Annotated in this window: 12 protein-coding genes; 6 read left to right on the top strand and 6 right to left on the bottom strand. The window is 60.0% G+C overall.

Features of this window, described 5'->3' with window-relative positions; all coding sequences use genetic code 11:
• The first annotated feature begins 76 nt into the window (after nucleotides 1–76).
• The gene (locus tag AB4Z20_RS11215) at nucleotides 77–1201 is read left to right on the top strand and encodes a GNAT family N-acetyltransferase (RefSeq protein WP_442089887.1); all 1125 of its coding nucleotides are present in this window, start codon (nucleotides 77–79) and stop codon (nucleotides 1199–1201) included.
• A gap of 16 nt (nucleotides 1202–1217) precedes the next feature.
• Here AB4Z20_RS11215 and aqpZ read toward each other — a convergent pair whose 3' ends face one another.
• The 5 genes from aqpZ to AB4Z20_RS11190 form a co-directional block, all read right to left on the bottom strand.
• The gene (aqpZ, locus tag AB4Z20_RS11210) at nucleotides 1218–1907 is read right to left on the bottom strand and encodes an aquaporin Z (protein ID WP_442089886.1); all 690 of its coding nucleotides are present in this window, start codon (nucleotides 1905–1907) and stop codon (nucleotides 1218–1220) included.
• 435 nt (nucleotides 1908–2342) lie between these two features.
• Nucleotides 2343–4175, bottom strand: a complete 1833-nt coding sequence (locus AB4Z20_RS11205; protein ID WP_253472306.1) for an ABC transporter ATP-binding protein — start codon at nucleotides 4173–4175, stop codon at nucleotides 2343–2345.
• 84 nt (nucleotides 4176–4259) lie between these two features.
• Nucleotides 4260–4823, bottom strand: coding sequence for a peptidylprolyl isomerase (locus AB4Z20_RS11200; RefSeq protein WP_214512043.1), 564 nt, complete (start codon nucleotides 4821–4823; stop codon nucleotides 4260–4262).
• A gap of 4 nt (nucleotides 4824–4827) precedes the next feature.
• The gene (locus AB4Z20_RS11195) at nucleotides 4828–5631 is read right to left on the bottom strand and encodes an alpha/beta fold hydrolase (protein WP_442089885.1); all 804 of its coding nucleotides are present in this window, start codon (nucleotides 5629–5631) and stop codon (nucleotides 4828–4830) included.
• A 14-nt stretch (nucleotides 5632–5645) separates the two neighbouring features.
• Complete coding sequence (locus AB4Z20_RS11190; RefSeq protein WP_003198924.1) at nucleotides 5646–6569, bottom strand: LysR family transcriptional regulator; 924 nt, start codon at nucleotides 6567–6569, stop codon at nucleotides 5646–5648.
• Between the two features lie 50 nt (nucleotides 6570–6619).
• Here AB4Z20_RS11190 and AB4Z20_RS11185 point away from each other — a divergent pair, with 50 nt between their 5' ends.
• The 4 genes from AB4Z20_RS11185 to AB4Z20_RS11170 all read left to right on the top strand — a co-directional run bounded on the left by AB4Z20_RS11185 (nucleotide 6620) and on the right by AB4Z20_RS11170 (nucleotide 10863).
• Entirely contained in the window at nucleotides 6620–6934 is a 315-nt protein-coding gene (locus AB4Z20_RS11185; RefSeq protein WP_018607591.1) for a hypothetical protein, read from the top strand.
• A 150-nt stretch (nucleotides 6935–7084) separates the two neighbouring features.
• Nucleotides 7085–7684: an FMN-dependent NADH-azoreductase gene (locus AB4Z20_RS11180; RefSeq protein WP_018607593.1), complete on the top strand. Its 600-nt coding sequence runs from the start codon at nucleotides 7085–7087 to the stop codon at nucleotides 7682–7684.
• Between the two features lie 302 nt (nucleotides 7685–7986).
• Nucleotides 7987–9855 (top strand): ATP-binding protein, encoded by a 1869-nt coding sequence (locus AB4Z20_RS11175; protein WP_253472310.1) that lies wholly within the window; start codon nucleotides 7987–7989, stop codon nucleotides 9853–9855.
• 141 nt (nucleotides 9856–9996) lie between these two features.
• The gene (locus tag AB4Z20_RS11170; protein ID WP_442089883.1) at nucleotides 9997–10863 is read left to right on the top strand and encodes a carboxylate/amino acid/amine transporter; all 867 of its coding nucleotides are present in this window, start codon (nucleotides 9997–9999) and stop codon (nucleotides 10861–10863) included.
• A 137-nt stretch (nucleotides 10864–11000) separates the two neighbouring features.
• On the opposite strand, the gene AB4Z20_RS11165 is transcribed toward AB4Z20_RS11170, so the two are convergent.
• On the bottom strand, nucleotides 11001–12299 hold the full coding sequence (locus AB4Z20_RS11165) for a mechanosensitive ion channel family protein (RefSeq protein ID WP_253472314.1): 1299 nt from the start codon (nucleotides 12297–12299) through the stop codon (nucleotides 11001–11003).
• A 193-nt stretch (nucleotides 12300–12492) separates the two neighbouring features.
• On the opposite strand from AB4Z20_RS11165, the gene AB4Z20_RS11160 reads away from it, so the two are divergent.
• Entirely contained in the window at nucleotides 12493–13839 is a 1347-nt protein-coding gene (locus AB4Z20_RS11160; RefSeq protein ID WP_153387798.1) for a DEAD/DEAH box helicase, read from the top strand.
• The last annotated feature ends 4 nt before the right edge of the window (nucleotides 13840–13843 follow it).

Here is a 13843-nt window from a genome sequence, read left to right as displayed (position 1 = left end):
GCGGGGTTTTTTTATGTGCGCCTGGTCAGGATCGGCGATACTCGCTCCATCCGTCGTCTGGCTATCGAGGAATCGCATGCCGCTTCACGTCTTGGACAGCCTGTCCACCATCGCGCCGCACGAGTGGGACGCGCTGGTGCCCGCCAACCAGCCTTTCCTGCGCCACGCCTTCCTCAGCACCCTGGAAGACAGCGCCAGCCTGGGGCCGAATTCCGGTTGGCAAGCCGAGCATTTGCTGCACATTGAAGACGGTCGTCTGCTGGCGGCCTTGCCCAGTTACCGCAAGTGGCATTCCTACGGCGAATACGTGTTCGACCACGCCTGGGCCGACGCTTGTGCCCGCGCCGGCATCGACTACTACCCCAAGCTGCTGACAGCGGTGCCGTTCAGCCCGGTCAGTGGCCCGCGGTTGCTGGCGGCGCGCGGGGAAGATGGCCTGGAGCTGCTGGGCAGCTTGCCGGGGTATCTGGAAATCGAAGGGCTTTCCAGCGCCCACATCAACTTCACCGACGCCTTCACCGACGCGGCACTTGCCGGGCAGGAGGGCTGGCTGCAGCGGATCGGCTGTCAGTATCACTGGCAAAATCGCGGTTATCGGGACTTCCAGGATTTTCTCGATGCGCTCAGTTCCCGCAAGCGCAAGCAGATGCGCAAGGAGCGCGAACAAGTGGCGGGGCAGGGCATCGCGTTCGAATGGCTCGAAGGTCATCAGTTGGACGAGGCGCAGTGGGATTTTGTCTACGCCTGTTACGCCAACACCTACGCGATACGACGGCAGGCGCCGTACCTGACCCGAACATTCTTCAGCCTGCTGGCCGAACGCATGCCCGAGGCCATTCGTGTGGTGCTGGCCAAGCAAGGTTCGCGGCCGGTGGCGATGGCGTTCAGCCTGGTGGGCGGCGACAGTTTCTACGGACGTTACTGGGGCTGCCTGGCGGAGTTCGACCGCCTGCACTTCGAGACCTGTTTCTATCAAGGCATGGACTACGCGATTGCCCACGGCTTGCAGCGCTTTGACGCCGGCGCCCAGGGCGAGCACAAATTGATTCGCGGGTTCGAGCCGGTGATTACCCGCTCATGGCATTACCTGCGCCACCCTGGTTTGAAGGCGGCGGTCGAGGACTTTCTCATGCGCGAACATGAGGGTGTACTGGCCTATGCCGAAGAGGCGAAGACAGCATTGCCTTATCGGCAGTGCTGATCTTCGCGGGTGTGACTCAGCGGTTTTCCTGGCCCAGCCAGCGGTACGAGACACCGCCGATGACGGCGCCCAGCAGCGGCGCCACCCAGAACAGCCACAGCTGCTCGATGGTCCAGCCACCGACAATCAGCGCCGGACCGGTACTGCGGGCCGGGTTGACGGACGTGTTGGTGACCGGAATCGAGATCAGGTGAATGAGCGTCAGGGCCAGGCCGATGGCAATCGGTGCCAGCCCGGCCGGCGCACGTTTATCGGTGGCGCCGAGGATGATCAGGATGAACATCGCCGTCATGACCAGTTCGGTGACAAAACCGGCCGCCATCGAATACCCACCGGGAGAATGCTCGCCATAACCGTTCGCGGCCAGGCCGGACGCGGCCAGGTCAAAGCCTTCCTTGCCGCTGGCGATGAAGTAGATCAACGCGGCGGCCAACACGCCCCCTATGACTTGGGCAATGATGTAGGCAGGCAACTCCCTGGCCGGAAACCGCCCGCCCACGTACAAGCCCACCGACACCGCGGGGTTCAGGTGGCAGCCCGAGATGTGCCCGATGGCGAACGCCATGGTCAACACCGTCAAGCCGAAGGCCAGGGCAACCCCCAGCACGCCAATCCCGGAGGCAGCCAATACCGCGCTGCCACAGCCACCCAATACCAGCCAGAACGTACCCAACAACTCAGTCGTTGAACGTTTGAGTAAAGACATAAGGTTCCTTGATGAAACAGTCGTGATGATCGGTTATGCATCCAGCAGTATTACGACAGGTTCATCTCCAGAACCTGACTTGAGTACAGCAGAGCGCGGCGACAAATCCAGCGACAAAAAAACCGCCAGCGTCATGGACGGTGGCGGTTTTGGCCGTGGTCGGTGAGGAGTATGTGGTTGCGGTGTGGGCTAAATGGATCCTGGACAGAATTTTTCAGTATTGCTGATTCAAACCGGATCCCTGTGGCGAGGGCGCTTGCTCCCGCTGGGCTCTGTAGGAGCTGGCGAAGCCTGCGATCTTTTAATCTTGATCTTTCGCTTGAGATTCAAGTGTCTGGGGAAAGATCGCAGCCTCGTTGAACTCGACAGCTCCTACAGGCGCACCCCAGCGGGAGCAAGCTCCCTCGCCACGGGGTCAGTGGTGTCTGGTAGAGATCAGTCGATCCCCACGAACCCACCCGTCTGATGCTGCCACAATCGCGCATACAACCCGCCATGGGCCAGCAGTTCGGCATGGCTGCCGGTTTCGGCGATGCGACCATTCTCCAGCACTACCAACCGGTCCATCCGGGCGATGGTGGAGAGGCGGTGGGCGATGGCGATCACGGTCTTGCCTTGCATCAGCGTCTCGAGGCTTTCCTGGATGGCCGCCTCGACTTCCGAGTCCAGCGCTGACGTCGCTTCGTCCATGATCAGGATCGGCGCGTCCTTGAGCAGCACCCGCGCGATAGCGATGCGCTGGCGCTGGCCGCCGGACAGTTTCACGCCGCGTTCACCCACATGGGCATCGAAGCCGGTGCGGCCTTCGGCGTCCGACAGCAGTGGGATGAACTCATCGGCCCGGGCCTTGCGCACGGCTTCCCAGAGTTGTGCATCGGTGGCGTCTGGCTTGCCGTAGAGCAGGTTCTCGCGAATCGAGCGATGCAGCAGCGAGGTGTCCTGGGTGATCATGCCGATGCGCTCGCGCAGGCTTTCCTGGCCGACTTCGGCGATGTCCTGGCCATCGATGAGAATGCGCCCGCCTTGCACGTCATAGAGGCGCAGCAGCAGGTTGACCAAGGTGGATTTACCCGCGCCGGACGGACCGATCAGGCCGATTTTCTCGCCGGGCCTGATGGTCAGGTTCAGGTCGCCGATCACGCCGCTTTTCTTGCCATAGTGGAAATCCACATGCTCGAAACGCACTTCACCCCGGGCCACCGCCAGGGGCTTGGCCTGGTCGCGGTCGGTGACACTGACCGGTTGGGAGATAGTCTGCAGGCCGTCCTGGACCATGCCGATGTTTTCGAAGATGCCGGTGACGACCCACATGATCCAGCCGGACATGTTGACGATGCGGATTACCAGCCCGGTGGCCAACGCGATGGCGCCGACGCTGATCAGCGACTGGGTCCACAACCACAGCGCCAGCGCCGTGGTGCCGACGATCAGCAGCCCGTTCATGCTGGTGATGACCAGGTCCATGCTGGTCACCACCCGGCCAGCCAACTGGGCTTTTTCGGTCTGCTCCTGGATGGCTTCGCGGGCGTATTGCTGTTCGAAGTTGGTATGGGCGAACAGCTTGAGGGTGGTGATGTTGGTGTAGCCGTCGACGATCCGGCCCATGAGTTTGGAGCGGGCGTCGGACGACACCACCGAGCGCTCCTTGACCCGTGGCACGAAATAACAGAGTGCACCGATGTAGGCGGCGATCCACATCAGCAGCGGGATCATCAGGCGCCAGTCGGCTTCGGCGAACAGCACCAGGGAACTGACGGCGTAGATCAGCACGTGCCACAGGGCATCCACGGCCTGCACCGCCGAGTCACGCAGGGAGTTGCCGGTCTGCATGATGCGCTGGGCGATGCGCCCGGCGAAGTCGTTCTGGAAGAAATTCAGGCTCTGCTTGAGCACGTAGCTGTGGTTCTGCCAGCGAATCAGGCTGGTCATGCTGGGGCTCAGGGTCTGGTGCACGAGCAGGTCATGCAGGGCCACGAAGATCGGCCGGAAGATCAGCGCCACCACGGCCATCCAGGCCAGCTCCAGGCCATGGACCTTGAAGAAGTCCACATTGGGCGTGCCCTGGGTCAGGTCGATGATGCGGCTCAGGTAGCTGAACAGCGCCACCTCGATCAGCGCGCCGATCAGGCCGACCACCAGCAGTACGGCGAAGCTGGGCCAGACCTGTTTCAGGTAATAGGTGTAGAAGGGCAGGACGCGATTCGGCGGGGCCGAGGTGGGGGCGTCGCGGAAGATATCGATCAGTGTTTCGAAACGGCGATAAACCATCAGTCAATGCCCTGGCAGGGGCTCTCCTTTATTGCTATGGCCGGCGCGGGATGACCGCGCCGGCCAGGCTTGCCGTGTGCCTCTTCAGTCGATGCGCTTGGCCGACTTGATGAGCACAGGGTCGATCGGCACGTTTTGCATGCCTTGTTTGGTCGTGGTCTGGGAGTTGACGATGACGTCCACCACGTCCATGCCCTTGACCACTTTAGCGAACACTGCGTAGCCGGCGTCACGGCCCGGATCGAGGAAGGCGTTGTCGGCCACGTTGATGAAGAACTGGCTGGTGGCCGAGTCCGGGTTGGACGTGCGGGCCATCGACAAGGTGCCACGAACGTTGTGCAGGCCATTGCTGGCTTCGTTCTTGATCGGCGCCTTGGTGTCTTTTTGTTGCATGGCTTGAGTGAACCCGCCGCCCTGGGCCATGAAGCCCGGGATCACACGGTGAAAAATCGTGTTGTTGTAGAAGCCGCTGTCCACGTACTCAAGGAAGTTCTTGGTACTGATGGGGGCCTTGACCGGGTCCAGCTCGATTTCGATCTGGCCGTTGGTGGTGTCCAGCAATACATGCGGTGCCTTGGCGGGTGTCGCGGCCATCAGGTTGGCGGCAAACAGTACGGTGCCGGCGGCAAGGGCGATTTTTTTCAGCATGGGGTCAGTGATCCTGAGTGGTGGAATCGGTTGCGGTCAAAAAGTCGAGCAGGGTTTGGTTGAAGCGTTCGGGTTGGTCCAGCGGGGTAGCGTGCCGTGAATCGGCGATGACCACCAGCCGTGCGTCGGGCAGCAGTTTTACATAGGCTTCTTTCAGCGCCACCGGGGTGTAGTCGTGGTCGGCGCAGATGACGAGGGTTGGACAGGCAACCTGCGAAAGTCGTTCCTGAACGCCCCAGCCTACAATCGCATCGAAGCTGGCGAGATAAGCACGTTTGTCGTTCTTTGCCCAGCGTCGGGCCATTTCCAGGCGTAACTCGGTTTGTTCGGGCTTGGGGAATAACTTGGCGCCGAGGGCCTTGCCGATGGTCTCCAGGCTGAGCAGGCGCATCAGGCTCCAGCGCTTGAACCATTGCCAGCAATCGTCGAGCGTGCGGACCTTGACCTCTGGCGCGCTGTTGACGATGCACAGGCTTTTGACCCGTTCGGGCTCATCCACCGCCAATTGGAAACAGATCATGCCGCCCATGGACCAGCCCACCAAGTGCACCGGGCCCAGGCCCAGGTGTTCGATCAAGGCGATCAGGTCGGCGCTGAAACCTTCGATGCTGTAGCGCTCCCGCGGCTTGTCGGAGCGACCGTGGCCGCGCACATCCATCACGATCAGGTGGTAATGGGCGGACAGCACCGGGATCTGCTTTTCCCAGTCGCGGGTGCTGGAACCCAGCCCGTGGACCAGCACCAAGGGCGTGCCGTGGCCGTATTCCTCGTAGTGCAGGTTGCAACCTTCGTGCTCGAAATAGGCCATCGGGGAAATCCTTGTCAGGCTTGTTCAGGGGCGGCGAATGGCGCATCCAGCGGCGCGGTGTCGAAGGTGCGCAGCAATTCGATCAGGATTTGCGTGGCCGGGCCCAGGGGTTTTTCCTTGTTCGAATACAAATAGAAGCTCGGGTTGCGGCTGCCGCCCTGATCCAAGGGTAGCTGTTTAAGCGTGCCTTCCTTGAGTTCCCGCTCGATCATGTGCCGGGGCAGCCAGGCGAAGCCCAGGCCGCTGCCTACGAAGGTCGCGGCGGTGGCCAGGCTGCCGACGGTCCAGCGCTGCTCGGCGCCGAGCCAACCCACGTCGCGAGGTTGCTGGCGTCCGGAGTCGCGGATCACTACTTGCAACTGACTTTCCAGATCCTGGAACGTCAGCTCGCGGTTGAGGCGATGCAGGGCGTGTTCGGGATGGGCCACCGCGACGAATTCAACGTCGCTCAATTCTGCCCCCAGATAGCCAGGAATGCTGAAGCTGCTGATGGCCAGGTCGGCCACGCCTTCGAGCAGCACTTCTTCGACACCCGACAACACTTCTTCGCGCAGCCGCACCCGGCAGCCACGGCTTTGTGGCATGAACGCCGTCAAGGCGCGAACGAGGCGGGCGTTGGGGTAGGCCGCGTCGACCACCAGGCGCACTTCCGCTTCCCAGCCTTGCTCCATGTGGTGGGCCAGGTCTTCCAGTTGGCTGGCCTGTTTCACCAGTTGTCGCGAGCGGCGCAGCAGTACGCCACCGGCTTCGGTCAACACGGCCTTGCGTCCATCGATGCGCAGCAACGGTACGCCGAGCTGATCCTGCATGCGGGCCACGGTGTAGCTCACTGACGACTGGGAGCGATGCAGCACTTCAGCGGCCTGGGCGAAGCCGCCGTGGTCGACCACGGCCTGCAAGGTGCGCCATTGATCAAGGGTTACGCGGGGCGCTTTCATATCGAGCTCCTCTTGTCCTAAGCTGGCAGTCCCTTGGTGGAGACTGCCGAATGAAGAAAATCTGTTGTGTGGTGCTGGCCTTGCTGCCACTGACTGCGTTTGCCTACCCGATCGATGTGGAAAAACACCTCAACGGCTTGAGCATCGACTACAACGCCTATGACACCGATGCCGATATCGGTTCCATCCAGGTCAACAACTACGGCAGCACCGATGCGGCTTGTACCGTGGTCTTCAGCAATGGCCCGGAAGCACCTCGCACCCGCAAGCTCGAAGTCGCCGCCGGCAAGTTCAAGAACGCCACGGCCAAGTTCAACCGCAACATCATCAAGCTGCGCATCAAGCTGACCTGTCAGCCGAAATAGCCCGGCAGTGGGGCAGGCAATATTGCTTGCTTCGCTTATAAACGAATTTATCGATGCTTTACAGCAGTTATTTGCGCTTTTTCATCGATATGTTCGCGTTTAACCTTCGCTCCATCGACTGACAACATTCTCAGATGGAGCCTACAAGCCATGTCCCGCGTTCTGATCATCGAAAGCAGTGCCCGCCAGCAAGACTCGGTGTCCCGTCAACTGACCCAGACCTTTATCAGCCAGTGGAAAGCGGCGCACCCGGCCGATGAAATCAGCGTTCGCGACCTGGCCATCAACCCGGTACCACACCTGGATGCCAATCTGCTGGGTGGCTGGATGAAGCCGGCCGAGCAGCGCAGCGACGTTGAAAACGCCTCGCTGGAGCGCTCCAACCAACTGACTGATGAACTGCTGGCCGCCGACGTGCTGGTAATGGCTGCACCGATGTACAACTTCGCCATCCCCAGCACCCTGAAAGCCTGGCTCGACCATGTGCTGCGTGCCGGCGTGACGTTCAAATACACCCCCACCGGCCCTCAAGGCCTGCTGGCCGACAAGCGCGCCTTCGTGCTGACCGCCCGTGGCGGCATTCATGCCGGTGGCAGCACGGACCATCAAGAACCCTACTTGCGCCAGGTCATGGGCTTCATCGGGATCCACGACGTGACCTTCATCCATGCCGAAGGCATGAACCTGGGCGGCGACTTCCAGGAGAAGGGCCTGAATCAGGCCAACGCCAAACTGTCCCAGGTCGCCTGATCCGTTAATCCTCGGATAATCGCCAGGTGGTCTAGTGGCCTGGCGCTTCCCTTCAAATCGTTTTGCGCATCGAACCTCCCTTTGCACTTATTGCTCCTGAGTGCATCAGCCCGATTGAACGCTTTAGCGAGATCGGGCTTTTTTTTTGGGGAAATGGAAATAACCACCACCTAAACATGAACGGCCCCTCAAGCCTTGAGGGCCGGGAGATAGGCAGGCCGTAAACTCACTCGGATTGGGCAAGTCTGTCGACGTCTGGCTGTGGTAATTTATGCGCCGAATTACAGTAGGGAGGCTGTGATATGTTAAAAATCAAACGGCAAACATGGGCTCTATTCCTGGTCTATCTCATAGGGGCAGGTGGCTATATCTACTACCTCTATGTCGAGACGCAAAGCGTCCTTACTGACAACATTAATAATAAATTGCTGCATGCCGCGCTGGGTGCTTCGGCCATCCTCGGCGACCGTTACCATGACAATCTGGTCGATAAACAATCCAAATCGCAAGCGCAGGACTGGGATACCATTCAGCGCCTCTCCGGCTTCAACGAGTCCATGGGCACTGCTTTTGTCTATAGCGTGATCAAGCGAGGTGCAAAGGCCTACCTGGTCAGTTCCAGCGCATCGAAAAAAGAAATTCAAGAGAAGAATTTCGTGCGCTTTTTCGACCCTTATCCCGATGCCAGCCAGGCGTTGCTCGATAGTTTTGAGCGTACCGAGCCAACCTGGATCGACTACTCGGATCATTGGGGTGATTTTCGCGCGGTCTTTGTCCCCTTAAAATCACAGGACGGTACGGTGTATGTTGTCGGGGCGGAAGTTACCTTGGCGAGCTACTACCAACAACTTAATCATGACTCCCTGTACCACATCATCCTGGCCATCCTGGTATTTCTCGCTTTCCTCCTTTTACGCATGCGCGCTCATCTCCAGCAACTGCGAGTCAATGAGCAGGTATTGAATCAGGCTAAAAATGCCGCCGAAGACGCTGATCGTTCAAAAACCAGCTTTCTGGCAACCATGAGTCATGAAATTCGCACCCCGATGTACGGTGTCATTGGCGCGACCGAGTTATTGGCCCGGTCCGCCCTGGATCCCGAGCAACGCCGTCTTCTCACAACGATTCATTCCAGTGGACGGACCCTGCTGTCTCTTATCGATAACATTCTCGACCTTGCCAAAATCGAAGCGGGCAAACTTGAATTGAAACCTCGTGTTTTCGAAGTGAGAGCACTGGTTTCATCCTGTATGGAACTAATCCGGCAAAATATCCAGGACAAACCCATAGTGCTGGAGGCGCAGTTTTCCCCGGACGTACCGCCTTTGGTCAAGACCGATATGGATTGCCTTCGCCAGATATTGATCAACTTGCTGGGCAATGCGGTCAAATTTACCGAAGCCGGAAAAATATCGCTGCTGGTCACCACCAGCGGTTACGGCTCTCAAGCGTGGCTCGACTTCTCCATACGCGATACCGGCATCGGTATCCCCACGGAACGGCAAGACAATCTGTTCAAGCCTTTTGCCCAGTTCAAAGGGCCGGCTAGCCAACGCTTCACTGGGAGTGGGTTGGGTCTTTCTATCTGTAAGAACCTGCTCGAGGCGCAGCAGGGGACTTTAACGTTCACCAGTCAGCCAGGTGTCGGCTCGACATTCTCTTTCTCTCTCCCGCTTGCGCTTTTTTCAGTCTCGGAAATACCCATCAAGGATGATCATGCGGCGGTTGGCTTCGACTCGTCTTTTGCCGAGGATTATCCGCTCGATGTCCTTCTGGCGGAGAACCATCCGGTGAGCCAGAAAGTGGCCATGGCGATGCTACAAGAGTTGGGTTATGCACCCGACCTTGCGTCAGATGGCCTGGAAGCGGTCAATCGTTGCGTGGCTTCGATGCCAGAGATCATTCTGATGGATATCAACATGCCCGTGATGGATGGGATGGAGGCTGTGCGTAGAATCCGCGAGTTACCCCAGGGCGACACTTGCTACATCGTTGCTTTCACCGCGAGTGTTTTTTCCAGCGAGATAGAACGTTTCAGGGCCGCTGGTGCCGATGACATCTTGACCAAACCGGCAAACTTCCAGGCGCTGACCCGAGTGCTCCAGCGTGCCGCCAGCCATCGGCACCAGCGTCAGGCCACTCCTTGGGTCGTGGATGAAGTTCCAAGTTAGCGGGGTACCTGTGGGAGCGAGCTTGCTCGCGATTACGGTGGCTCAGAAATACAAATGCTGACTGACACCCCCAATCGCCAGCAAGCTCGCTCCCACCGTTCAAAACCGCTATCTTCGCCGCCATTCGAAACGAGGGGCGGTATGGGCTATCTACTTTTTGTGACATTGATCCAGGCGTTTTCCTTCAGCCTGATCGGCGAGTACCTGGCCGGGCATGTGGACAGTTATTTCGCGGTGCTGGTGCGGGTGTTGCTGGCCGGGCTGGTGTTCATCCCGCTGACGCGCTGGCGCCAGGTGGAGCCGGCGTTCATGCGCGGCATGTTAATGATCGGCGCCTTGCAGTTTGGCGTGACCTACGTCTGCCTGTACCTGAGCTTCCGAGTGCTGACGGTGCCCGAGGTGCTGCTTTTCACCATCCTGACGCCCCTGCACGTGACCTTGATCGAAGACGCGTTGAACCGTCGCTTCAATCCCTGGGCGCTGATCGCGGCGCTGGTGGCCGTGGCCGGTGCGGCGGTGATTCGCTACGACCGGATCAACCCGGATTTCTTCATGGGCTTCTTGCTGCTGCAGCTGGCCAACTTCACCTATGCGGCCGGGCAGGTGCTGTACAAGCACCTGGTGGCCCGCCACCCGAGCGACCTGCCGCATTACCGGCGTTTCGGTTATTTCTATCTTGGTGCGCTGATGGTGGCATTGCCGGCTTTCCTGCTGTTCGGCAAGGCCAACTTCTGGCCTGAAGCGCCGCTGCAATGGGGCGTGCTGGTGTTCCTCGGGCTGGTTTCCACCGCGTTGGGGCTGTACTGGTGGAACAAAGGCGCCTGCCTGGTCAATGGCGGGACGCTGGCGGTGATGAACAACCTGCATGTGCCGGTGGGGCTGCTGGTGAACCTGCTGATCTGGAACCAGCATGAGGCACTGGGGCGGTTGCTGCTGGGTGGGTCGGTGATATTGGCGGCGGTTTGGATCAGTCGGTTGGGGGTACGCCAACCGCTGCCTGCACACTGAGTCCTTCACCTTGAATTCTGGATTCTGAGCACTGTGGGAGCGAGCTTGCTCGCGATGGCGGTGTGTCAGAAACATGGATGCTGACTGATACACCGCCATCGCGAGCAAGCTCGCACACAGGGGAATGGGGGGCGGCTTTAGACCACCTGCTTCTGCGGTTCCGGCAGGTGGCTCGCCCCCAGCACCGCCGGCAGCAGCCCCGAGCGCAGGTCCGTGCCGCTTGGCTGCTGGTAGAGGTTCAACCCAAATTCCGGCATCACCGCCAGCAGGTAATCGAAAATATCCCCCTGGATGCGCTCGTAGTCCGCCCACGCAGTGGTACGGGTGAAGCAGTAGATTTCCAGCGGGATGCCCTGGGCGGTGGTCTGCAACTGCCGGACCATGCAGGTCATGTTCGGCTGGATCTCCGCGTGGCTTTTCAAATACGCCAGCGCATAGGCGCGAAAGGTGCCCAGGTTGGTCATCCGCCGACGGTTGGCCGACATCGCCGCGACGTTGCCCTGGGCCTCGTTCCAGGCCTTGAGTTCGGCCTGCTTGCGGCCGATGTAGTCGGTCAGCAGGCGCACCTGGGTCAGGCGCTGTTCTTCCTCGTCATGCAGGAAACGCACGCCGCTGGCGTCGATGAACAGGCTGCGCTTGATCCGTCGCCCGCCCGATTGCTGCATGCCGCGCCAGTTCTTGAACGACTCGGACATCAGGCGCCACGTGGGGATCGAGACGATGGTCTTGTCGAAATTCTGCACCTTGACCGTGTGCAGCGTGATGTCCACCACGTCACCGTCGGCGCCGACCTGGGGCATCTCGATCCAGTCGCCGACCCGCAGCATGTCGTTGCTGGTCAGTTGCACGCTGGCGACGAACGACAGCAGGGTGTCCTTGTAGACCAACAGGATCACCGCCGACATCGCACCCAGGCCTGACAGCAGCAACAGCGGCGAGCGGTCGATCAGGGTGGCAACGATGATGATCGCGCCAAACACATACAGCACCATCTTCGTCAGTTGCACGTAGCCTTTGATCGAGCGGGTACGTGCATGCTCAGTGCGGGCGTAGACATCCAGCATGGCGCTGAGCAGGGCACTGAGGCTCAGCACCATGAACAGGATGGTGAAAGCCAGGGCGACATTGCCCAGGAAAATCATGCTGGTCTTGCTCAGTTCCGGCACCAGGTGCAGACCGAACTGGATGATCAGCGACGGCGTCATCTGCGCCAGGCGATGAAAGACCTTGTTCTGGCGCAGGTCGTTGACCCAGTTCAAGGCCGGTTGGCGCCCCAGCAACTTGGCGGCGTGCAAAATCAGGTAACGTGCCACGCGCCCGAGTACCAATGCGATGACCAGCAGCAACATCAGGGCGATGCCGGAATGCAGGATCGGGTGCTGGTCAAGGGCACCCCAGAGGTCTTGGAAATTGACCCAGAGTTGTTTGATGTCCATGGACGAAACGGTTCTTCTATAAAGACGCGACGGTGCGATTAGAGCATTTAAGCCCGCTCAAGTGACCGTTGATGCAATAGCAGCTGATAAAAATGCACTGATTTACCGCCGTTTGTATAAAGAAACTCGGCCTTCGCGCTCGAAACCGTTACCCTATGCAGCTGTTTTTTTGCATTTCTTCGAGGTAGCACCCGTGTTTTCCCAATTCGCCCTGCACGAACGCCTGCTCAAAGCCGTGGCCGAGCTTAAATTTGTCGAGCCAACGCCGGTGCAGGCAGCGGCTATTCCGCTCGCGCTCCAGGGGCGTGACCTGCGGGTGACGGCGCAAACCGGCAGCGGCAAGACCGCGGCGTTCGTGCTGCCGATCCTCAACCGCCTGATCGGCCCAGCCAAGGTCCGCGTCAGCATCAAGACCCTGATCCTGTTGCCGACCCGTGAACTGGCCCAGCAGACCTTGAAGGAAGTGGAGCGCTTCTCGCAGTTCACCTTCATCAAGTCCGGCCTGATCACCGGCGGCGAAGACTTCAAGGTCCAGGCCGCCATGCTGCGCAAGGTGCCGGACATCCTGATCGGCACCCCAGGGCGGATGATCGAGCAGTTGAACGCCGGCAACCTCGACCTGAAGGAAGTCGAAGTACTGGTGCTGGACGAAGCCGACCGCATGCTGGACATGGGTTTTGCCGAAGACGTGCAGCGCCTGGTGGACGAATGCACCAACCGCCAGCAGACCATGCTGTTCTCCGCCACCACTGGCGGCTCGGGCCTGCGCGAGATGATCGCCAAGGTGCTGAACAACCCTGAGCACTTGCAGCTCAACGCGGTCAGCCAACTGAACTCCACCACCCGCCAGCAGATCATCACCGCTGACCACAACCAGCACAAAGAGCAGATCGTCAACTGGTTGCTGGCCAACGAGACCTACGAAAAAGCCATCGTATTCACCAACACCCGGGCCATGGCCGACCGTATCTACGGCCGCCTGGTGGCCCAGGAATACAAGGCGTTCGTACTGCACGGCGAGAAAGACCAGAAGGACCGCAAGCTGGCCATCGACCGCCTCAAGCAGGGCGGCGTGAAAATCCTCGTCGCCACCGACGTCGCCGCTCGCGGCCTGGACGTGGAAGGCCTGGACATGGTCATCAACTTCGACATGCCCCGCAGCGGCGACGAATACGTGCACCGCATCGGTCGTACCGGTCGTGCCGGCAACGACGGCCTGGCGATCTCGCTGATCTGCCACGGCGACTGGAACCTGATGTCGAGCGTCGAGCGCTACCTCAAGCAGAGCTTCGAGCGCCGCACCATCAAGGAAGTCAAAGGCACCTACGGCGGGCCGAAGAAGGTCAAGGCCTCGGGCAAGGCCGTTGGCGTGAAGAAGAAAAAGGTCGACGCCAAGGGCGACAAGAAGAAAACCGGCGCCAAGGCCCCGACCAAGCGCAAGACCGCCAACCGCCCGAAGAGCGACACTCCGTCGCTGGTCAGCAAGGACGGCATGGCCCCACTCAAGCGCCGCAAGCCAGAGGCGCCAGCGGCTGAGTGAGTCA

The sequence above is a fragment of the Pseudomonas sp. KB_12 genome, assembly GCF_052114545.1.
Taxonomy (GTDB): Bacteria; Pseudomonadota; Gammaproteobacteria; order Pseudomonadales; family Pseudomonadaceae; genus Aquipseudomonas; species Aquipseudomonas brassicacearum.
The sequence above is the reverse complement of the archived record's forward strand: the minus strand, read 5'-3'. Positions and strand labels throughout refer to the sequence as shown.

What these genes read in the sequence shown, in the direction of transcription:
- AB4Z20_RS11215 (WP_442089887.1), top strand. Translation starts at nt 77, where the DNA reads ATGCCGCTTCACGTCTTGGACAGCCTGTCCACCATCGCGCCGCACGAG.
- aqpZ (WP_442089886.1), bottom strand. Translation starts at nt 1,907, where the DNA reads ATGTCTTTACTCAAACGTTCAACGACTGAGTTGTTGGGTACGTTCTGG.
- AB4Z20_RS11205 (WP_253472306.1), bottom strand. Translation starts at nt 4,175, where the DNA reads ATGGTTTATCGCCGTTTCGAAACACTGATCGATATCTTCCGCGACGCC.
- AB4Z20_RS11200 (WP_214512043.1), bottom strand. Translation starts at nt 4,823, where the DNA reads ATGCTGAAAAAAATCGCCCTTGCCGCCGGCACCGTACTGTTTGCCGCC.
- AB4Z20_RS11195 (WP_442089885.1), bottom strand. Translation starts at nt 5,631, where the DNA reads ATGGCCTATTTCGAGCACGAAGGTTGCAACCTGCACTACGAGGAATAC.
- AB4Z20_RS11190 (WP_003198924.1), bottom strand. Translation starts at nt 6,569, where the DNA reads ATGAAAGCGCCCCGCGTAACCCTTGATCAATGGCGCACCTTGCAGGCC.
- AB4Z20_RS11185 (WP_018607591.1), top strand. Translation starts at nt 6,620, where the DNA reads ATGAAGAAAATCTGTTGTGTGGTGCTGGCCTTGCTGCCACTGACTGCG.
- AB4Z20_RS11180 (WP_018607593.1), top strand. Translation starts at nt 7,085, where the DNA reads ATGTCCCGCGTTCTGATCATCGAAAGCAGTGCCCGCCAGCAAGACTCG.
- AB4Z20_RS11175 (WP_253472310.1), top strand. Translation starts at nt 7,987, where the DNA reads ATGTTAAAAATCAAACGGCAAACATGGGCTCTATTCCTGGTCTATCTC.
- AB4Z20_RS11170 (WP_442089883.1), top strand. Translation starts at nt 9,997, where the DNA reads ATGGGCTATCTACTTTTTGTGACATTGATCCAGGCGTTTTCCTTCAGC.
- AB4Z20_RS11165 (WP_253472314.1), bottom strand. Translation starts at nt 12,299, where the DNA reads ATGGACATCAAACAACTCTGGGTCAATTTCCAAGACCTCTGGGGTGCC.